Annotated in this window: 20 protein-coding genes; 7 read left to right on the top strand and 13 right to left on the bottom strand. The window is 65.5% G+C overall.

Annotation, left to right across the window (positions count from 1 at the left end; translation table 11 throughout):
* The first annotated feature begins 23 nt into the window (after positions 1-23).
* The 3 genes from AC1RMG_RS12475 (at position 24) to AC1RMG_RS12465 (ending at position 4,151) form a co-directional block, all read left to right on the top strand.
* Positions 24-2,465: a TonB-dependent siderophore receptor gene (locus tag AC1RMG_RS12475; RefSeq protein WP_015636487.1), complete on the top strand. Its 2,442-nt coding sequence runs from the start codon at positions 24-26 to the stop codon at positions 2,463-2,465.
* Between the two features lie 409 nt (positions 2,466-2,874).
* The gene (locus AC1RMG_RS12470; RefSeq protein ID WP_125063500.1) at positions 2,875-3,231 is read left to right on the top strand and encodes a DUF6124 family protein; all 357 of its coding nucleotides are present in this window, start codon (positions 2,875-2,877) and stop codon (positions 3,229-3,231) included.
* Between the two features lie 107 nt (positions 3,232-3,338).
* Positions 3,339-4,151, top strand: coding sequence for an alpha/beta fold hydrolase (locus AC1RMG_RS12465; RefSeq protein ID WP_125063501.1), 813 nt, complete (start codon positions 3,339-3,341; stop codon positions 4,149-4,151).
* Positions 4,152-4,265: 114 nt separating this feature from the next.
* Here the strand turns inward: AC1RMG_RS12465 and dsbG are convergent, their stop codons facing one another.
* From dsbG to dsbD, 3 genes are read right to left on the bottom strand one after another with little or no spacing between them, the layout of a single operon-like run.
* Positions 4,266-5,033 carry a thiol:disulfide interchange protein DsbG gene (gene dsbG / locus AC1RMG_RS12460; RefSeq protein ID WP_493169342.1) on the bottom strand — a complete coding sequence of 256 codons (768 nt, stop codon included), beginning with the start codon at positions 5,031-5,033 and terminating at the stop codon, positions 4,266-4,268.
* Positions 5,009-5,872 carry a prolipoprotein diacylglyceryl transferase family protein gene (locus tag AC1RMG_RS12455; RefSeq protein WP_493169340.1) on the bottom strand — a complete coding sequence of 288 codons (864 nt, stop codon included), beginning with the start codon at positions 5,870-5,872 and terminating at the stop codon, positions 5,009-5,011. The genes dsbG and AC1RMG_RS12455 overlap by 25 nt, the downstream gene beginning before the upstream one ends.
* On the bottom strand, positions 5,872-7,623 hold the full coding sequence (gene dsbD, locus AC1RMG_RS12450) for a protein-disulfide reductase DsbD (RefSeq protein WP_019092940.1): 1,752 nt from the start codon (positions 7,621-7,623) through the stop codon (positions 5,872-5,874). The genes AC1RMG_RS12455 and dsbD overlap by 1 nt, the downstream gene beginning before the upstream one ends.
* A 153-nt stretch (positions 7,624-7,776) precedes the next feature.
* On the opposite strand from dsbD, the gene AC1RMG_RS12445 reads away from it, so the two are divergent.
* The 4 genes from AC1RMG_RS12445 to AC1RMG_RS12430 all read left to right on the top strand — a co-directional run bounded on the left by AC1RMG_RS12445 (position 7,777) and on the right by AC1RMG_RS12430 (position 11,735).
* The gene (locus tag AC1RMG_RS12445; protein WP_011062456.1) at positions 7,777-8,454 is read left to right on the top strand and encodes a response regulator; all 678 of its coding nucleotides are present in this window, start codon (positions 7,777-7,779) and stop codon (positions 8,452-8,454) included.
* Positions 8,455-9,780, top strand: coding sequence for an ATP-binding protein (locus tag AC1RMG_RS12440; protein WP_011062455.1), 1,326 nt, complete (start codon positions 8,455-8,457; stop codon positions 9,778-9,780).
* A 235-nt stretch (positions 9,781-10,015) separates the two neighbouring features.
* Positions 10,016-11,428, top strand: coding sequence for an aspartate aminotransferase family protein (locus AC1RMG_RS12435; protein WP_493169337.1), 1,413 nt, complete (start codon positions 10,016-10,018; stop codon positions 11,426-11,428).
* 82 nt (positions 11,429-11,510) lie between these two features.
* Positions 11,511-11,735 carry an MbtH family protein gene (locus AC1RMG_RS12430; RefSeq protein WP_011062453.1) on the top strand — a complete coding sequence of 75 codons (225 nt, stop codon included), beginning with the start codon at positions 11,511-11,513 and terminating at the stop codon, positions 11,733-11,735.
* Positions 11,736-11,889: 154 nt separating this feature from the next.
* Here AC1RMG_RS12430 and AC1RMG_RS12425 read toward each other — a convergent pair whose 3' ends face one another.
* From AC1RMG_RS12425 to AC1RMG_RS12380, 10 genes are all read right to left on the bottom strand, one after another.
* On the bottom strand, positions 11,890-12,717 hold the full coding sequence (locus tag AC1RMG_RS12425; RefSeq protein WP_493169335.1) for a class I SAM-dependent methyltransferase: 828 nt from the start codon (positions 12,715-12,717) through the stop codon (positions 11,890-11,892).
* Between the two features lie 211 nt (positions 12,718-12,928).
* Positions 12,929-13,912, bottom strand: a complete 984-nt coding sequence (locus tag AC1RMG_RS12420; RefSeq protein WP_011062451.1) for a metal ABC transporter solute-binding protein, Zn/Mn family — start codon at positions 13,910-13,912, stop codon at positions 12,929-12,931.
* Positions 13,913-14,812 (bottom strand): metal ABC transporter permease, encoded by a 900-nt coding sequence (locus AC1RMG_RS12415; protein ID WP_047288112.1) that lies wholly within the window; start codon positions 14,810-14,812, stop codon positions 13,913-13,915.
* Positions 14,812-15,555, bottom strand: a complete 744-nt coding sequence (locus AC1RMG_RS12410; protein WP_015636481.1) for a metal ABC transporter ATP-binding protein — start codon at positions 15,553-15,555, stop codon at positions 14,812-14,814. The genes AC1RMG_RS12415 and AC1RMG_RS12410 overlap by 1 nt, the downstream gene beginning before the upstream one ends.
* Positions 15,552-16,481: a metal ABC transporter substrate-binding protein gene (locus AC1RMG_RS12405; protein WP_011062448.1), complete on the bottom strand. Its 930-nt coding sequence runs from the start codon at positions 16,479-16,481 to the stop codon at positions 15,552-15,554. The genes AC1RMG_RS12410 and AC1RMG_RS12405 overlap by 4 nt, the downstream gene beginning before the upstream one ends.
* Before the next feature lie 35 nt (positions 16,482-16,516).
* Positions 16,517-17,089, bottom strand: a complete 573-nt coding sequence (locus AC1RMG_RS12400) for a DUF6162 family protein (protein ID WP_370057827.1) — start codon at positions 17,087-17,089, stop codon at positions 16,517-16,519.
* Positions 17,086-17,424, bottom strand: coding sequence for a hypothetical protein (locus tag AC1RMG_RS12395; RefSeq protein ID WP_210458288.1), 339 nt, complete (start codon positions 17,422-17,424; stop codon positions 17,086-17,088). The genes AC1RMG_RS12400 and AC1RMG_RS12395 overlap by 4 nt, the downstream gene beginning before the upstream one ends.
* A complete protein-coding gene (locus tag AC1RMG_RS12390; RefSeq protein ID WP_011062445.1) occupies positions 17,421-17,963 on the bottom strand; it encodes a PA2404 family protein in 543 nt (180 codons plus the stop codon). The genes AC1RMG_RS12395 and AC1RMG_RS12390 overlap by 4 nt, the downstream gene beginning before the upstream one ends.
* Complete coding sequence (locus AC1RMG_RS12385) at positions 17,960-19,183, bottom strand: PepSY-associated TM helix domain-containing protein (RefSeq protein WP_053159635.1); 1,224 nt, start codon at positions 19,181-19,183, stop codon at positions 17,960-17,962. The genes AC1RMG_RS12390 and AC1RMG_RS12385 overlap by 4 nt, the downstream gene beginning before the upstream one ends.
* Positions 19,184-19,479: 296 nt before the next feature.
* Entirely contained in the window at positions 19,480-19,947 is a 468-nt protein-coding gene (locus tag AC1RMG_RS12380; protein ID WP_011062443.1) for a VOC family protein, read from the bottom strand.
* Positions 19,948-20,114 lie beyond the last annotated feature (167 nt).

Genomic DNA, 20,114 nt, shown 5'->3' with positions numbered 1-20,114 from the left:
CAACCTAATAACGAGCCCTTTCCATGTCCCAGATTATTTTCCGTCCCAGCTTGCTGGCGATGGCTGTCGTTCTGAGTTACGCCGCTCTGCCCACTGTCGCCCATGCCGCGACCGACCCGCAGCAGGCTCAGGCCACCCGAGCGTTCGATCTGCCCGCCGGTGACCTGGGTGAGACCTTGAGCCGCATCGCCCGGGACAGCGGCCGGGTGCTGTCGGTGGCCCCGCAGTTGCTCAGCGGCAAGCGCGCCAGTCGGGTCAGTGGCCAACTGACTCCCGAGCAGGCTGTGCAGCAGGCCCTGGTGGGCAGCGGCCTGGGCCTGACCACCACCCCCAGTGGCACCTGGAGCCTGTACCTGTTGCCCACGGGGTCGGCGTTGCAACTGCAGCCGACCCATATTCAGGGCCAGGATCAGGAGCAGGCCTGGGGGCCAGTGGATGGCTACGTGGCTACTCGCAGCGCCACCGCGACCAAGACCGATACGCCGATCCTGGAAATTCCTCAGACCATCAACGTGGTCACTGCCGATCAGGTGCAGACCCAGGGCGCGCGCAACCTGACCCAGGTCCTGCGCTACACGCCGGGACTGAGCGTCAACGGCTACACCGACCGCAATACCATTGCCGACGAGATCACCAGCCGCGGTTTCGCCCCGACCCCGCTGTACCTGGACGGCGCCTACCTGCCCTATGCCGGCAGCCTGGGCGGGGCGCCGCAAATCGATCCCTACACCCTGGAGCGCGTCGAGGTACTCAAGGGGCCGTCGTCGGTGCTCTATGGACAGAACCAGCCCGGTGGCCTGGTCAATCTAGTGTCCAAACGCCCCAGCAGTACGCCGCAACATCAGGTCAAGTTCGGCCTGGGCAGCTACAACCGGGTCTATGGCGCCCTGGACAGCAGCGGCCCACTGGATGATCAGGGAGAGTTCTCCTATCGCCTGATCGGCGTGGCGAAAAAGGGCAACGAACAGGTGGCTCACACCAACAGCCAGCGCACCCTGCTGGCGCCGAGCCTGACCTGGAGCCCAAGCGACGCCACGCGCCTGACGCTGTTTGCGCAGATCCAGCGCGACGACGGGCTGGCCGACTACCAGGCGTTGCCGAAAATCGGCACCCTCGAACGCGGCCCCGATGGGCGCAAGATCGACCGCGATTTCTTCAATGGCGATTCGCGCTACAACGACTACAAGCGCGACCAGTACATCCTTGGCTACGAGTTGAGCCAGGCCCTCAACGACGACCTGAAATTCCGTTCCACCGCGCGCTACATCGACGTGCGCGACCGCTACAAGGGCTTTTACCTGCGTGGCTTCGTCACCGATGCTGGCGGTGTGACCGACTACACTCGAGCTACCCGCACCAAGCTCGACTGGCAGCAGCACAACACGGCCTACACCCTGGACAACAACCTGGAGTACCGCTTCAACACCGGTGCCCTGGAGCACACCACCCTGGCGGGCGTGGACTATCGCCATTTCAATCGCAAGTACACCGGCTACAACGCCTACGGGGTCTTGCCGGTAGACCTGTACGGCAAGAACAACTACGACACCAGCAGCGTCACCCCCGAACTGACCACGCGCTGGGACAACACCGTCAGCCAGACCGGCGTCTACGTCCAGGACCAGATCAAGCTTGACCAATGGATACTGACCCTCGGCGGCCGCCAGGACTGGGCCGAAGTGGAAAACAAGGACCTGCTGGCCCGCAGCATCGTTGAACAGCGGGACCACAAGTTCACCGGTCGGGTGGGCCTGACCTACGTGACCGATTTCGGTCTGGCGCCCTATGTCAGCTACTCCCAGTCCTTCCTGCCGACCGTGGGCACCAGCGCCCCGGAGCGCGGTGCCAAGGCCTTCAAGCCGACCGAGGGCGAGCAGTATGAAGTGGGGGTGAAGTACCAGCCCGTGGACAAGACGCTGATGACCGCGTCGGTGTTTCAGGTGAAGCAGAAGAACGCCCTGACCAACGACATCGACTACCCCGAATACAACGCGCAGCAGGGCGAGATTCGTTCCCGGGGCATCGAGCTGGAAATCAAGTCCAGCCTGGACAACATCGATGTGATGGCTGCCGCCACCTACATCGATTCCTTCTATACCAAGGCCAATGACTCCACCAAGGGCAACCGTAATGAAGCCCAAGCGCCGGTCTCGGCCAGTGCCTGGGTCGACTACCACTTCACCCAGGCGGCGCTCAGCGGCCTGACCTTTGGCGTGGGCGCGCGCTACACCGGCAGGAAGCCGGGGGACTCGGGCAGCACCTTCAGCACACCAGCCTATGTGGTGTACGACACCACCGTCAGCTATGACCTGGGCAAGCTCGACCCGAGCCTGCGCGGGCTGAAAAGCAGCCTCAACGTGCAGAACCTGTTTGACCGGGAATACGTCTCCGACTGCAACTACAACTTCGGCTGCTACTACGGCCAGGAGCGGGTGGCTTCGGTGGAAATGAGCTACGACTGGTAACGCAGGGCCAGGGGAGCAGATGGCCGTGAAGGCGCCTGCTGCCCTGGAACGTAGTGGCTCCGAATGTCGAGGAACAACGTCTGATAGTCAGGCGGTTCGCTTTCTTTTGTAAGGCAAATCCGAGAAACTGCGGGCCGCTTGAATGCGCCTGGTGGGCGGGCTAGGGTTCCGGAGCCATCGCTCAATCGATGGCTCGGATGTGCAAGTCCGGTCATGTCGGCGCATCGTTGTCAAAAGCAGTTCGGGGTTTTTTGCCCGTTGTTTCTGCGTTATGGCAGCCGTGCGTGGGAGACTTTCGAGTCTGCCGGGTTCCGATATGCCCGGTCTTGCACACCTGCGTACGGCTGCCACCCTATTCGTGTGCAAGCGAACGGTGACGGCTCCTTTGAGTTCATATCGGAGTTACACCATGAAAAAGCTCGTCCCCGATCCCCCCTCGTCCTATCGCGATCCCGCCCTCAAGGCCGCCAACACCACCCTGCGCGTGGCCCTGGCCCGGCAACCGCTGGACCCCGCGCTGTTCCAGCTCACGACCCTAGCCAAACCCGTTTCCCCCGACTCGCTGTTCAGCGTGCGCGAAGGCGTCAGCGCCGAAGAAGCCCTGGTGCATGTGGCGCTGCTGCTCAAATGTGCCGAGGAGGTGTGCGATGAAATCACCCAGCAGGGCAGCGGCCTGAAGCGCGGGCTGATCTGGTCCATGGTGCATTCCGTGGAAATGGCCAGGGCCGTGGTCGAAGCCTTGCTCGACGGTCAGCGCGGGCGTTGAATCCGGGCATCTCCTGATACGTTTTGTCGGACGGGTCCGATTGACTGGGCTTTTTTCACGGCACAGTCTGTCGGACCTTTTTCGTCATTTCCTGCAGGAGCTAGCCCATGCCTTTCGCAACCATCGATGGACAACCGCTGCACTACCTCGACCAGGGCCAGGGGCCGGTGGTGTTCCTGGCCGGCAGTTATTTGTGGGACACCGGCATGTGGGCGCCGCAGATCGAGGCGCTGTCGGCGCAGTATCGGGTGATCGCCGTGGACCTGTGGGGCCATGGCCAGTCCGGGGCGCTGCCTGAGGGCACGGCGTCGCTGGATGATGTGGCGCGGCAGATGCTGGCCTTGCTCGACCATTTGCAGATCGAGCGAGTAACCCTGGTGGGCTTGTCGGTGGGGGGCATGTGGGGCGCGCGCCTGGCCCTGGCGGCGCCGCAGCGTATCGACGGGTTGGTGCTGATGGACACTTACCTGGGCGCCGAGCCTGAGCCGACCCGGCAGTATTACTTTTCCCTGTTCCAGCAGATCGAGGACAGCGGCCTGATCGCCGAGCCGCTGCTGGATATCGTGGTGCCGATCTTCTTCCGTCCGGGGATCGATCGGCAGTCGGCGCTGTTCCAGGATTTTCGTGCCAGCCTCGCGGCACTGCCGGCCGAGCGCCTGCGCCAGAGCGTGATTCCCATGGGGCGCATCACTTTCAGCCGGGCGGATGTGCTGGATCAGCTGCAGCACCTGGATGGGCCGAACACCTTGTTGCTGTGTGGTGATCAGGACAAGCCGCGACCACCTGCGGAAACCCTCGAGATGGCCGAACGCATTGGCTGCCCTTACCAGTGGGTTCCTGACGCGGGGCATATTTCCAGCCGGGAAAACCCGGAGTTCGTGACCCGGGCCTTGTTGGCGTTTTTACAGCGCAACGGCTGAAGCCTGACTCTCTTGCCGTAGGAGCTGGCTTGCCAGCGAAGAGGCCTGCAAGCCAGGTGCCCGCCTGACGGGCGCTTTCGCCGGCAAGCCGGCTCCTACGGGGAAGGGGCGGGGTTATTTGGGGCCGAGGATCTGCGTCAGCTTGCCCGGGGCCGGGGCGCCTTGCTGCTGTTGCAACTCGCCCTTGTCGTCGAGGTAGAAGATCGCCGGGGTTGCCGACAGCTCCAGCTCTTCCATCAGTTTCATGTTGGCGTCGAGCTTGGCCTGCACCGCTGCGGGAATGCTGGCCAGGGGTTTCAGGGCGCTGCCCTTGCCGGCCTTTTCGTGATCCTGCAGGGCCTGCTGCGGGTCCTTGGAGGCCAGCAGGGCGGCGGATTTGCCCGGGCTGTCTTCGCGGATGATGCCCACCATGATATGCCGCAACTGCACTTTGCCAGCCTTGACCCAGGGCCGCGCCTGTTCCCAGAACATGTTGCAGTAGGGGCAGTTGGGGTCGCTGAACAGGTAGACGATGCGTGGTGCATCGGCCTTGCCGTCGGCGATCCAGTTGCTCTTTTCCAGGTTGCCCCAGACTTCCTTGGCCATGGGCGCGTAGACCAGTTTCTGCAACGGTTCGGCGCTCAGGTCCTTGCCGTCGGCATCGTAGAGGTTACCCAGCAGCACGTGCTTGCCGTCAGGGGTGAGGTACAGGGTCATGCCGCGGTTCTGGTACTGAGCGGCGTAGCCCTTGAGGCCGTCCGGGGCGTCGAAGCTGCCGATGATCTTGGCACCTTTTTCTTCGATCTTGCGGATGGGCGCAGGCAGTTCCTCGGCCTGTAGCAGCGGAGCGTTGAGCAACGCCGCGCCCAAAGACAGGCTCAGCAAGTGGCGGATGAAGGGCATGGCAGTTTCCTTGAAGGGGCGACCGAGGTCGGGTGGGCGCCGTCGAAGTTTTCCAGGGCCCGGGCCAGGCTGGCTTCCGAGAGTTCCCCCAGGTGGCTGCCCAGCAGGCGGCCATCGGCGCTATAGAACAGCGTAGTCGGCAGGGCCATGGAGCCCACGGCCTTGCCCAGGCGGCCACTGCCGTCGAACAGCACGTTGTTCAGGTTCAGGTCCTGGGTGGCCAGGAAGGTGCTGACGCTTTGCATGCTTTCAGCCTGGTTGACGAACAGGAAGGTCAGGTCCGGGCGTTGCTGCTGGGCTCGTTCCAGTACCGGCATCTCCCGCCGGCACGGTGGGCACCAGGTGGCCCAGAGGTTGATCACCAGCGGGCCACCCTGGTAGTCGGTGAGTTGCACGGTTTTGCCGGCGGCGTTGCGCAGGGCCACTTCCGGCAGGCGCGTGCCCTGGTCGTAGAGGGTCAGGGCCAGGGTCGCCAGCAGCCAGAAGGCCAGGCCACTGGCCACCCCGGCACCCAATGGGCGGCGCAGCGCCGGGCGTTTCCAGCCCCAGGCCAGGGCCGCCAGGAGCATGACGATCACCCCCGGCCAGGCCAGGAAGCCGCCGTCGCGCAGGTCGATGATCATCCACAGGTCGTGCTGGTAGTGCTTCCAGTAAGCGAGCACGAAACTGACCCGGGCGGCGAGCATGCCCAAAAGGAACAGGCTGAACAGCACGGATTCGGGGTTGTCACCGCCGCGCTTGGCCACGCGCCAGCCCACCAGGGTGGCCAGGGCCAGGGCACTGATCAGCAGCAGGTGGTTGAGGGCGATGGCAAAGGTGCCGATGGTAAAGGTCAGCATCAACGGGCTTCCCGGGTCTGGGTCCAGCGTTGCAGGAAGGCGTTGGCATCCACTTCGCCGGTGATGCGCTGGCTGCGGCGTTCACTGCCGTCCGGGCCGATCCACAGCATGCTCGGTGGCCCCGGCACCTTGTAGCGGCTCAGGAGTTCGCGGCCGTCGGCGTTGTCCAGGGTCACGTCCAGGCGCAGCAGGCGCACATCCTTCAGGGCCTCCAGCACCTGAGGCTGGCCGAACACGGTTTTCTCCATGATCTTGCAGGACACGCACCAGTCGGCGTAGTAGTCCAGCAGCACCCACTGGCCCTGGGCCCGGGCGCTGTCCAGGGCGCCTTGCAGCTCGGCGGGGGACTTCACCGTGGTGAAGGCATCATGGGCCGTGACGCTATTGGCCACAGGGCCACCGCTGTAGACCTTAAGCGGCCGCCACAGGTCGTCGCCGCCACCGGCGGCACCCACCAGCAGCATGCCGCCCCAGGCCGCGAACAGCAGCGCGCCGGCACCGAACAGGTGCAGCAAGCGGCCGGCAATCGCCCGTTGCTGCCAGGCGCAGTAGGCCACCACCAGGGCCAGGGCGCCCCACAGCCCCATCCACAGGCCGGGGTTCAGTACCGGGCGTAGCATGTAGATGGCGGTGCCCAGGAACAGGATGCCGAATACACCCTTGAGCAGGTTCATCCACGGGCCGGGCTTGGGCAGGAAGCGGTTGCCCAGGGTCACCAGCAGCAACAGCGGCAGGCCGATGCCCAGGCCCAGGGCGAACAGGGCCAGGCCGCCAAACAGCGCGTTGCCGGTCTGGGCGATGTACAGCAGGCCGCCGGCCAGTGGCGCGGTCATGCACGGGCCCACCAACAGGGCCGACAGCGCGCCGAGAATGCCGCAGCCAATCAGGCTGCCGCCCTGGCGCTGGCGGCTGGCGCCTTCCAGGCGGTCGCGCAGCAGGGCCGGCATCTGCAGCTCGAAGAAGCCGAACATCGGCAGCGACAGCAGCACGAACAGCGCGGCGAAGCTGCCCAGGACCCAGGGTTGTTGCAGCCAGGCTTGCAGGTTGCTGCCCAAAAGGGCGGCGATTACCCCCATGCCGGCATACACCAGGGCCATGCACAGCACATAGCTTGAGGCCAGGGCCAGGCCCCGGCGCGGGCTGGCGCCGCTGCCCACCACCATGCCGGCCAGAATCGGCAGCATCGGCAGCGAGCAGGGGGCGAAGGCCAGCAGCAGGCCGAAACCGAAGAAGGCCAGCAGGCCCAGGCCCCAGGATTTGTGTTGCAGGTCATTGGCCAGCAACTGGTCCTGGGCCGAGCCATTGCTGGTGGTCGCGACGTTGCTGGCGGCCACTGCGGGCGCACCGCCCAGGTCCACTTCCAGGGTTTGCGGCGGGTAGCACAGGCCGGCGTCGGCGCAGCCTTGCCAGCCCAGCTTGACCTTGCCGCTGGCGGCGGCCGGCAGCTTCACTTCCAGGCCCTGGCGATACACCGTCTGCTGGCCGAAGAATTCGTCGCTGTGGTCTTCACCGGCCGGCAGGGTGGGTTGCAGCTCTGGCGCCACGCCGTCGAATTTCAGGCGCTTCTGATACAGGTAGTAGCCGTCGGCGATCTGCCAGAACAGCTGGGTTTCCCCTGAAGGCAGGCGCTCGGAGGTGAAGACGAAGGCCTTGCCCACCGGCAGGAAGTCGGGCTTGACCTCGAACGGGTTGTTGCCGGCGTGCGCCAGTGTGGTGAAGAGCATGAACAACAGGAGAAACAATCGACGCATGGCCAAGCCTTAAACCGGTGCAAGTTGCGAGCACAATGGCCGGTCCTGATTAACCGATGATTAACCATACTTGGCTTGTGGCCAGGAAACGGCGGGCATAATGTCCGCTTAATCCGCAGCCCGCTTAATCAACGCCTTTGTACAGGACCGACCATGCACGTACTTGTCTGTGAAGATGATGAGCTGATTGCCAGCGGGATAGTCGCCGGCCTCACGGCCCAGGGCCTGACGGTCGAGCATGTGGCCACCGCTTCGGCAGCGCGGGCCATGCTCGGCGTGGCCGATTTCGACGTGATGGTACTGGATCTTGGCCTGCCGGATGAAGACGGTTTGAAGCTGCTCAAGCAGCAGCGCCAGCAGGGCCTGGAGATTCCGGTGCTGATCCTCACCGCCCGCGACTCGGTGACCGACCGGGTCGATGGCTTGCAGGCCGGTGCCGACGATTACCTGCTCAAGCCCTTCGACCTGCGGGAACTGGCGGCGCGCCTGCACACCCTGCTGCGCCGGGTGGCGGGGCGCAGCGTCAACCTGATCGAGCACGGGCGCCTGACCTATGACCCGAGCACCCGGGAAACCCTGCTCGGCGGCCAACCGGTGGACCTCTCGCGGCGCGAGCAATCCCTGCTCCAGGCGCTGCTGCACAACCGTGGCCGGGTGCTGTCCAGCGAGCAACTCAAGGACAGCGTCTACGGTTTCAACGATGAGCTGGAGAGCAACGCGCTGAATGTGCACATCCACCACCTGCGGCGCAAACTCGGCAACGGCATCGTCGAAACCGTGCGCGGCCTCGGCTATCGCCTGGGCCCGGCCGACGGTGAGGAGAACCGCTAAGTGAGAAGCCTGCGCCTGCGCCTGAGCATGACCCTGGGCGCTGCCTTCATCCTGATCTGGGCCCTGGCCGCGGCCTGGATGCTCAGTGACCTGCGCAACCAGATGATGTTTTCCCTGGACCAGCGCCTGGTCGCTTCGGCGCGCATGGTCGCCGGGCTGCTGGAGCAGATGCCGGCGCTGCCGTCCCATGGCCCGAGCAACCAGATCAACAGCGCGGCCCTGACCATCCCCGGCGGCATGGCCTGCCAGGTCAGTTCCCTGCGTGGGCAGATCCTGGCCCGCAGCCATAGCACTCCGGAGCACCCGCTGGAAGCCGAGAAGCTGGGCTTTCACGACCAGATGATCGACGGCGCGCCCTGGCGCACCTTCACCCTGGTGCGCGGCGACATGCGCATCACCACCGCGGATCGCCAGGTCGAGCGCGAAGCCCTGAACATGTCGGTGCTGCTGGCGGCTTCGGTGCCGGTGGGCGTGGCCCTGCTCGGCTGCCTGTGGCTGCTGTGGCTGGGCATCGGCCAGAGCCTGGCCCCGCTGAACCGGATTCGTGACGCGCTGATGCGCCGCAGCGCCGATTCCCTGGAACCGTTGCAGATCCAGCCCATGCCCAGCGAGCTGCGGCCGCTGCTGGAAACCCAGAACCAGCTGTTCCAGCGCATTGCCAAGACCATCGAGCGCGAACGCCGCCTGACCGGTGACGCCGCCCACGAATTGCGCAGCCCGCTGACCGCGATCAAGACCCACCTGCAAGTGGCACGCATGACCGAAGGTGCGGCCCGGGATCAGTCCCTGGCCCGGGCCGAGGAGGGCGCCGACCGCATGCACCGCACCCTGGAGCAGTTGCTGTTGCTGGCCCGGGTCGAGGGCAGCCTGTCGTTCGACGACGGCGTGCACTGTACTGCCGAACAGGTGGCGCGCCTGGCGATCCAGGACGCCGCCGTGGGCGCTCGGGCCCGGGTCAAGCTGCATATGCACGGCAAGGCCGGCGAGGCTGCGGTGGAAATGCCCTCGACCCTGGCCATCGCCGCCTTGCGCAACTTGCTGGACAACGCACTGCGCCACACCCCTGAAGAATGCCCGGTGGAGCTGAACCTGGAGACAGTCGGCGCCCGGGTGCGTTTCCAGGTCCGCGACCATGGTTCGGGCATTCCCGCGCAAGACTTGCAGCACCTGACCCAGCGCTTCTGGCGCGACAGCCAGAGCAGTGGCTGTGGCCTGGGCCTGGCGATTGTCCAGGCCATCGTCCAGCGTTGCGGTTGCGAGCTGAATTTCGACAGCCGCCCCGATGGCCTGCGAGTCGAGCTGACCCTGCCAGCCCACCGCGCCTGACCCATCACCGTCCACTGTAGGAGCTGGCTTGCCAGCGAAGGGGCCTTTGAGACCGCCTTCGCCAGCAAGCTGGCTCCTACGGGGCGGCATGTGCAATTTCCTCGCCCCGGGGTGTAAATCCCCACCGCGCTGAAGCGTTTTTAGAACAGGAAAACCTGTCAGTGCGCGCCCGCGCTTGGGCTGCGCATCCGGCCGGTGGCCGTTTTGCTCAAATTGCAGCGTGAGGGTTCGAGACATGTCAGCCGTTACCAGCCTGATGGAAGATTCGCCGGTGGGCCTTGGCGCCGCCCCGCAAGAGACGCTTTACCAGTTCGACGAGTCGCCCCTGCTGGCCCGCCAGAGCCGCCAGGAATCCAATGCCCGCAGTTATCCACGGCGCATTCCCCTGGCCCTGAAGCGGGCCAGCGGCATTCACGTCGAAGACGTCGAGGGCCGGCGTTTCATCGATTGCCTGGCCGGTGCCGGGACTTTGGCCCTGGGCCACAATCACCCGGTGGTGATCGCCGCGATCCAGCAGGTGCTGGCCGATGAATTGCCGCTGTTGACCCTGGACCTGACCACCCCGGTCAAGGACCAGTTCGTCCAGGACCTGTTCGGCGTGTTGCCCGAGGCCCTGGCTGGCGAGGCCAGGATCCAGTTCTGCGGCCCCACCGGCACCGATGCCGTGGAAGCCGCGCTGAAGCTTACGCGTACCGCTACCGGGCGCAGCACCGTGCTGTCGTTCCAGGGCGGTTACCACGGCATGAGCCAGGGTGCGCTGAGCCTGATGGGCAGCCTGGGGCCCAAGCGCGCCCTGGCCGGGCTGCTGAACAACGGCGTGCAGTTCCTGCCGTTCCCCTATGACTACCGCTGCCCGTTCGGGCTGGGGGGCGCCGAAGGGGTCAAGGTCAACCTGCATTACCTGGAAAACCTGCTCACCGATCCGGAAGCCGGGGTGGCCCTGCCAGCAGCAGTGATTGTCGAGGCGGTGCAGGGCGAGGGCGGGGTGATCCCGGCCGACCTGGAATGGCTGCAAGGTGTGCGCCGCATCACCGAGAAGGCCGGGGTGGCATTGATCGTCGATGAAATCCAGAGCGGCTTCGGTCGCACCGGCAAGATGTTCGCCTTTGAGCACGCGGGGATCATTCCCGATGTGGTGGTGATGTCCAAGGCCATCGGCGGCAGCCTGCCGCTGGCGGTGATGGTCTATCGCGACTGGCTCGACACCTGGCAGCCGGGTGCCCACGCCGGCACCTTCCGCGGCAATCAGATGGCCATGGCCACCGGTTCCGCGGTGATGCGCTACCTCAAGGAACACCGGGTGCCCGAGCACGCGGCGGCCATGGGCGAGCGCTTGCGCGAGCACCTCCTGATCCTGCAGCGCGACTTCCCGCAACTGGGGGATATCCGTGGTCGTGGCCTGATGCTCGGGGTAGAGCTGGTGGACCCGGCCGGCGTGCCAGATGCCCAGGGCCATCCACCCCAGCATGCGCGCCTGGCACCGCTGGTGCAGCGCGAATGCCTCAAGCGCGGGCTGATCCTGGAGCTGGGCGGGCGCCACGGCGCCGTGGTGCGTTTCCTGCCGCCGCTGGTAATCACCGCAGCGCAGATCGACCAGGTGGCCCAGATCTTCAGCAAAGCCGTAGCGGCGGCAGTGGCCAGCCTCTAATTTTTTGCCCCGCCGTTTCGTTCCTTCTACACAACCGCCGTGCGTTGAGCGCGGCGAACCTTATCAGTGATGGAGACAAGCAATGACTTCAGTATTCGACCGTGAGGACATCCTGTTCCAGGTGGTGGTCAACCATGAAGAGCAATACTCGATCTGGCCCGACTACAAGGCCGTGCCCCAGGGCTGGCGCACTGTGGGCAAGAGCGGTTTCAAGAAGGACTGCCTGGCCTACATCGAAGAAGTCTGGACCGACATGCGCCCCCTGAGCCTGCGCCAGAAGATGGACCAGCAGGCCGTCGCTGGCTGACCTGTAGCCGCTGCCGAGCCTGCGAGGCTGCGAAAGGGCCGCAGGACCTTCAGCGATCTCAAGAGCAGCGCCTCCTGCGGAGCCGTTCGCAGCCTGCGGCAGCGGCTACAGAGGCGCTGCCTTCTTGAGCTTGGCGGTTTTTCATGCCGGGCGATCAGCCCCCGCGCTTGACGGCCTGCAAGGTGTAGCTCAGTGGCAGGCGCCATGGCGCTTCCTTGAGTCGCCATTCGCCGCGTTCATCCACCACCATCTGCCCGGGCAGGGCTTCCCAGGGGATGCTCTGGTGCTCCACCAGTCCCGTGATGTCCAGGCCCTGGGCCAGCAAGGCGCTGATGATCTCTCCCAGGCCGTGGTTCCATTCGTGGGTCATGGTGGCCTTGAGGGGGCTGTCGGTTTCCACGTAGGTGTTTTCGTCGTCCCAGACCAGAGGCTCGCGGGTTTCGAAGTAGGGCAGTTCCACCCGCAATGAGTCGTCGTGATCTTCGTTGATGGCCCAGAGCATCGGGTGGCCTTCGCGGATGAACAGCCGGCCACCGGGCTTGAGCAGGGCGCCGACGGTCTGCGCCCAGCGCTCGATGCTCGGCAGCCAGCACAGGGCGCCGATGCCGGTGTAGACCAGATCGAAGTTGCCTTGGGGCAGTACCTCGGCGGCCAGGAACACGTCGGACTCGTGGTAGTCGATAGGCGTATTGCAGCGTCGGGCCAGGCTCCGGGCTTCCGCCAGGGACGCCGGGGAAAAATCCACGCCGCTCATCTGCGCGCCGAGGCGGGCCAGGGACAGGGTGTCGGTGCCGATATGGCATTGCAGATGCACCCCGCGCAGGCCTCGGATATCCCCCAGCAAGGGCCGGTCGAACTGCACCACGTCGGACAGATAGCCGGCTTCGTCGACAAAACGCTGCACCGCGTAGTCCGCCGAGGCGGCATGCAGGGGCGCGCGTTCGTCCCAGTTGGTCTTGTTGAGTTTTACGTAGTCGCTCATGGCGCGGGCTTCTTCTCTGGGCTTTTGGCGAAGCGCAGACTAGCACCGGAAAATGCGCGCGATCTTGAGGGAATATGTAAGCGGCCCCGGCCCCCTGACCCCGACTGTAGCCGCTGCTGAGCCATGGCGAAGCTGCGCCAAGGTCCGCAGGACCTTCAGCGATCTGAAGAGCAGCGTCTCCTGCACAGCCGTTCGCAGCCTGCGGCAGCGGCTACAGGCTCAGGGCCTGGGTGACTTTCTGCAGGTTGCCTTCCAGTTCGGCGAGCGGGTCGGCGCTGTCGGTTTCCAGCACCAGTAGCTGGCTGCCGCCGGCGCTGATGGCGGCTTTCAGTGCATCGGACGGCTGGCGGTGGTGCAGGACCAGGGCCACATCGTTGTCCTTGAGCCGGGCTTGCAGCTTTTTCAGGGCCTCGGGGGTCCATTCGTTGTCGGCCCGGGCGTCCACTTCCAGCAGTTCCAGGTTCAGGCCACTGACCAGGTACCCGAAGTGCTCGGAGAGGCTCAGCACGCTGAGGTTGTCGGCCTCGGCCAGGCGCGCTTCGCTGTCGGCGCTGAGTTTCAGCAGGCGCTGTTTGAGGCCCGCCAGGTTGCTTTCGATCTGCGGTTTGGCTTCGGGCGCCAGCCGCGCGAGGTCCGCCGCCAGCACGTCGGCCATGCGCCCCAGGTTGTTGCTGGACAGCCAGGGCTGGGCGTTGAGCCCGTCGCTCTTGCCCGGTTGCAGGGCCACCCCGGGCAGGGCGCCGTCCACCGGGCGTGCAGCGTCGATCTCGACGATGCGGATGTTGCTGCGCCGGGCGTTGGGGTACAGCGGGTCGTCCGGCCAGATCGAGCGCAGGCCGATCACTGCGTCGGCATTGAGTGCCAGCTTGGCCAGGGCCGGAGCGCCACGCCCGGTGAAATAGGCCGTCTGCCGCGAGCCCGGCAGGTTGGCCGGGGCGGCCCGTTCCAGCTTGATGTCGGTACCCTGCAGCAGGATCTGCCCCAGGCCGAAAGTTACCGGCAGGGAAGCCAGCACCGTCGGTGATTTGCTTGAGGTGGCGCTGTGCAGCGCGGTGTTGCCCATGCCGTGGTTGGCGACCACGCGCATCGGTTCGAAGTGGTCGCGCTCGGCCAGGGCCGGAGTACTGATCAGGCCGCCGAGGGCCAGGGCCAGGGTCAGGCGACGCAGTGACAGGTGAGGCAATGAACTGTGCATTTATCCGATATTCCCTTTCAGGCTGGGGACAGTGCCGCGAGCGATGGCGGCCAGGGCGAAGGCGACACCGGCCACCAGGATGATCGCGGCGCCGGAGGGCACCGGCAGGTCGAAGACGATGGGTAGCAGGATGCCGCACAGGGTGCTGACGGTGGCGATGCTCACCGAGATCCAGAAGAAGCCCTTGAGCGACTGGCTCAGCAGGCGTGCCGCGGCGGCCGGAATCACCAGCAGGGCGCCTACCAGGATGGCGCCGATGACTTTGACCGCGGCCACGGTGATCAGGGTCACCAGGATCACGAACAGGTAGTCCAGGGCCTTCACCGCTACGCCGCGTACCGCCGCCAGCTGCGGGTTGAAGCTGGCCAGCATGATGCGGTTGTACAACGGCAGGCTCAGGCCCAGCACCAGGGCGCCGACGATCAGCAGCACCAGGAGGTCGCTGCCGTTGACCGTGAGCACCGAGCCGAACAGCACGTTTTCCAGGATGTGCACGTTGATCTTGCCGGCGAGGATCAGCAGCAGGCTGGCGCCCAGGGCCAGGGACACCGAGAGGAACACGCCGATCAGGGTATCCGGGGCCAGGCCGGTGCGGTTGCGCAGGTAGTTGAGCAAGATGCCGAACAGCAGGCAGTAGCCGAACAGGCTGCCATAGGGGCCGGTGTAGGGCTCGCCCAGGAGGATGCCGATGGCCACCCCGGTCAGCGCCGCGTGGCCCACGGCTTCGGAGAAGAAGGCGAAGCGCTTGACCACCACCAGGGTACCCAGGCCGCCCAGCACCGGGCCGATCAGCAGCCCGGCCAGCAGGGCGTTGACCACGAACCCGTAGGCCAGGGCTTCGGGCAGGTAGCCGGCCGAAGCCCAGCCCTGGACCATCAGGCGAAAAGCTTCATAGGTCATCAGGCGGCGCTCCCGGCGGCTCGTGGATGGGTGGAGAACAGGCTGAGCAGGCGCTCCGGGGTCAGGGTCTGCTGCGCCGGGCCGTCGAACAGCACCCGACGGTTGAGGCCGGTGACCCGGTCCGCCAGGCGGCCCACGGCCTCCAGGTCGTGCTCGATCCACAACAGGGTGATGCCGCTCTGGCGCCAGTCGTGGAGCAGTCGTTCGAAGACCTGGATGCCGGCCTCGTCCAGGGCCGACATCGGCTCATCCAGTACCAGCAGTTGCGGTGCCGGGATCAGGCCCTGGGCCAGCAGTACCCGCTGGCGTTCACCGCCGGACAGGGCGCCCATGCGCCGCTTGCGCTTGTCCTGCATGCCGACTCGTTCCAGGGCCTCGCCAATGGCCTGGGCGTAGTGCCGGCTGAGGCCGAGAAAGGCCGGGCGGCGCTGGCACATGGCGGCCATGAAGTCGTCCACGGTCATGGGCAGGCCGCGGTCGAACTCCAGGGCCTGGGGCACGTAGCCGATGGTGCCGGGGGCATCCGGCCACTGCAGGCGCAACTGGCCCTGGTGCGGCATCTGCCCCAGCAGGGTCTTGATCAGCGAACTCTTGCCGCCGCCGTTGGGGCCCACCAGGGCGTGCACGCTGCCGGGCTGCACCTGGAAGGCGACGCGATCGAGGATGGTGGTGCGGCCCAGGGTCAGGCTGACCTGGTCGAACTCGATGGCCGGGCCCCGCAGCAGGGTCTCGATGGCGGTCATGCCCCGGCCTCCTGGATGGCCCGGACCACGGTGTCGAGGTTGCCCTTCATTTCCTTCTCGTACTTGTCGGCGCTGTAGTCGCCGTAGGAAATGTGTGACAGCGGGTAGAGCTTGACCCCGGATTCACGCTGGATGGTGTCGACGTAGGTGGAGGGGAAGTCCATCTCCGAGAAGATCACCTTGACGTCCAGCTCGCGCAGTTGGTCGATGGTCTTCTTCAACTGGCTGGGGCTGGGTTCGATGCCGTGGGCCGGCTCCACCACCGCGGTGACTTGCAGGCCGAACTCGCGCAGCAGGTAGTCGTAGGCAGCATGCACCGTGGCCACCCGCAGGTCGGCATTGGGCGCCTGGGTCAGCTTGGCCAGGGCGTCGGCGCGCATCTGCCGCAGGCGCTTGCCGTAGGCGCGGGCGTTCTGGGTGTAGGTCTTGGCGTTGGCCGGGTCCATCTTGCCCAGCTCCCGGGCGATGTTGTTGACCTGGGCGATGGAGGCGCTGATGGAGAGGAAGGTGTGCGGGTTGACCACTTTGCCGGCGCCTCGCGCGGCCACCCCGGTGGCGGCCAGCAGCGGCACGTTTTCGTTGGCTTCGATCACCGGGATGTCCGGGCGCTCGCTGGCGGCGATCATGCGGTCGGCGAAGTCATCGTGGCCCACGCCGTTGAGCACTATCACGTCCAGGGTGCCGATGCGCTTGATGTCCTCGGCCCGGGGTTCGTAGGCGTGGGGGTTGAAGCCGGCGGGAATCAGCGGCACCACCTCGGCCTTGTCACCGACGATATTGGCCACGTAGCTGTAGTAGGGGTGCAGGGTGATGCCGATGCGCAGGCGCTTGGCCGGGTCGGCGCTGGCCAGGGGGCTGAGCATCAGGGCCAGCAGACTGACCAGCAGCACCTGTAGAAATGGGCGGCGTTGAGATGAAATAGGCATGGGCAAGCGGTCTTCTCTCGGGTGAATGCGAATGATCAGTGGCGATGCTGGCGGGTCACTCCGGCATCGAATTGCGCCACCACCTGTTGCCAGCCGGCGGCGGCCAGTGGTTCGTCGCCCAGGTCAGCGGGCAGGGCGGCGGAAGGGGCGCGGTTGAGCCAGATATCCACCTGGGTGTCATCTTCGGCGTCGATGCGCATCAGAAAGGAGCCGGCCACTTGCGGGTTCTGGCTCAGGCCCAGGTAGGCCTGGTTCTGCACTGTCCAGATATGGCCACCGCGGCTCACCGAGCTGGCGTCCTGGGCGAAGGGTGCGAAGCCTTCGCCGGCCAGTTCCTCGGGGGTCGGCAGGTCCTGGCTTTCGGCGCGCAGCAGGTGGATTTCGTCGAGGGTCACCCGCAGGTCGGCATAGATGCCCTGCTCGCCGGCGCTGAGGTCGCGGCGCGCGTCCAGCTGGTGGCTGGCGACACTGTCGGTCGCGGTTTCTTCGCCGCGCCACAGCACCACGGTGGCAGCCACACTCAGAATCAGTGCACACAGCAACAGCACATAGAGGGTTTCATGGCCGGCGCCGGCGGGGCGCACGACCTGGGTGGTGGCAGGAGTCATGGGGCCTCGATATCCGCTTGGTCGATCTCGACCACGTGGCCGGGGCCCGCATCGAAGAGTACGTAGAACTCGCTGGAAGGTTTCTTGAAGGTCAGGGTCGAGTCGGCCCCCAGCTTGCCCGGCACCAGGATGGTTTCGTCGTAGCCGATCACGTCCAGGGTCACCCCCGGTGCGCCGCTGCCATCGGAAAAACCACCGGTGCAGCGGATCTGCTCGGCGTCTATGGCCTTGCACTCGCACATCGGGTTGTGGGCCAGGGCGCTGTGGCTGAAGGCGCCGCCCAGCAACAACAGGGCCAGGGCGCCAAGGCGCCGTGGGATTACTGCGCAACTCATCGTTTGCCTCCTTGTTTTTCGAGCCAGGCCACGGTGGCGGGTGACGCCTGGCTCAGGGGAATGGATGCCTGGTGCATGCTGCCGTCCCAGCCTTCCATGGTGATCCACAGCTCGGAATCGGCCTTGGTCTTTTCCGGGATGGGCAGGCTGGCGCCCATGCGGTACGGGCTGCCGAAGAAAATCACCCCGGCGGCCCGCAGGCTGCGGGGCTTGCCGATGCGCAGGTAGGTGGCCTTGACCGGCTCGATGCAGGCCTGGCACAGGGCGGCGTTGAAGCTTTTCAGGTAACCGGCGGGGCCATCGCTGCGTGGCGCTTCGTTGCGCATTTCCGCCAGGCGCAGGCTCCAGGGGCCGACCTGGATTTCGCCGATCTCCCGTTCACCCAGGCCGCTTTCGCCGCGAAACAGGGCAACGTCGGCGAAGTATTTGGGCATGAAGCCCAGGGGAATCAGCAACAGCAGGATGTTCAGGTGAAAGCGCCACTTGTGCCAGAGCCGGCTCAGGTTCGAAGGCGCGGCGGCGGTGCTGGTCTGGCTCACAGGGTGCTCTCCGAGGTTTCGGCGCTCATGGCCGGGGCGGGTGCCTGGGCGGGTTTGCTGGCGGGGCGCGCACGGGCGGCCTTTTCTTCGCGCTTGAGGGCGTTGGCGGTGGCCAGGGCGGTGCGCTTGGTCCAGATCAGCAGGCCGCTGAGGACCATCATGCTCAGCACCAGGCCGAAGAAGAACCAGATCAGCTTGATCCAGAGGCCGCCGAAATCACCGGTGTGCAACGGGCGCATGGATTCGGTGACGAACTCCAGGGTGTTGCGGTCCGCCAGCAGGTGCGAGGTGTCCAGGGAGCCGGTATAGGGGTTGATGTTGGCCGTCTGGTACATCAGCGGATACCAGCCGCGGCCGCCGACATACAGGTGGCTGTAGGCGTTGCTCGGCAGGCTGACGAAGCTGATGTCGAAGCCGGGGATTTTCTGTGTGGCAATGCCGATGGCCTGGTCCAGGCCGATCATCGGCGCCGGGCTGCCATCGCCCGTGGTCGGCACTTGCTCGCGGGCGATCACCGGGACCACGGGTTCGCTGGAGATACTGATGTGGTTGTCCGAAAGAATCGCTTCGATCATGAACCAGGTGCCGGTGATGGAGATCACCGCGATGAACCAGATCGACCAGATACCGCTCAGGCGATGGAAATCACCCCAGAAGATCCGTGCGCCATGGCGCAGGCGCAGGGTCGGCTTGAGAAAGCCTTTCCAGAACTTCTTGTAGACCACCAGCCCGGTGATCAGCGACACCAGCATGGGCAGGCCCAGCAAGGACACCAGGTACCAGCCCCAGCTGTAGCCGTTGGTGAAGGGCACCAGCCACCAGCCGTGCAGGGCGCGGGTGAAGCCCTGGAAATCGAACTGCGGGCTGGTGCCCTGGATCACCCCGGTGTAGGGGTTGACGTAGAGCGTCGGCGAGCGGCCGTCCGGGTAGCTGACACTGACACTCAGGGCGAAGTGGCTTTCATCCGGGGTGACGATGGTGTCCACCCGGGTCTGGGGTTCGGCGCGCTTGATGGCCTGGACGATCTGGTCGTAATTCAGCGGTTGTGCATCATCGCTGGGCTTGCTGGCGCGCACGTCGGGGTTGGCCAGCCACACGATCTCCTGGCTGACCACCGCCAGGGTGCCGGTGACGCAGACAATCAGCACAAAGAACCAGATGGGCAGGGCCAGCCAGCTGTGCACCAGAAACCAGATTTTTGAACGGGACTTCTTCGACATTGAATGGGCGTCTTGATTCGAGGAATGGAGCGGCACTGGAACCCGGGACCGGGCCCGGGACAAAAAGCGCCGGGCATAGCCTGGGCCAACGCGGCCTGCTGCATCTAATTAAGACGAATGAGAATCGTAAATCCCGAAAGGCGATATGAAAGTAAATGTTACGAAGCTGCGAAACCCTCGTGAAAGCCGCTGCTTGACTGGTTTGGCCAATGCCCAAGGCCCCGTAGGAGCAGGCTTGCCCGCGAACGGGTCCGCGAGACGCCTTCGCCGGCAAGCCGGCTCCTACAGGGGCAGGCTCAGCCAGCCTGTTGCTGGAACATTTCCCGGGCCCGCCGGCCGATTTCCTCGGCGCTCAGTTCCTCCTTGCGGCTGGCGAGGAACCACACATGCCCGAAAGGGTCGCGCAGGCTGCCGCTGCGATCTCCGTAGAACTGGTCCTTGACCGCCGACACTTCGGTGCCGCCCGCGGCGATCGCCTGGGCAAAGCGGCTGTCGACATCTTCCACATACAGGTGCAGCCCGACCGACGTCTTGTGGGCTTCTGGGCTGCCCATCGGGGTTTGTTCGCAAGGGCTGCCGAGCATGATGGCCGAACCGCCGATGCGCAGTTCGGCATGGCCGACCCTGCCGTCGGGCATGTCCAGGCGCATGATCTGCACCGCGTCGAAGGCCTTCTTGTAGAACTCGATGGCCTCGGCGGCGCGCTGGATGCCCAGGTAGGGGGTGACGCCGCTGAAACCTTCGGGAATGGGATTGACGCTCATCAGGGTTTCTCCTTGATCTTGTTGTTGGGGGCGACGCTGACGCCGCGTGGAGCAGGCTTCACTCTATACCCGGGCCCTTGCCTGCCTGGCACGGGCCGACGAGGTGTCGTCCAGGCAACACTGGCCTACTGTTGGCCCATCAACAGCGTTCCAGCAATCTGCCCGGC

The organism is Pseudomonas sp. GW822-FHT04H02 (assembly GCF_058800645.1).
This window is presented reverse-complemented; position numbering and strand designations above follow the sequence as displayed.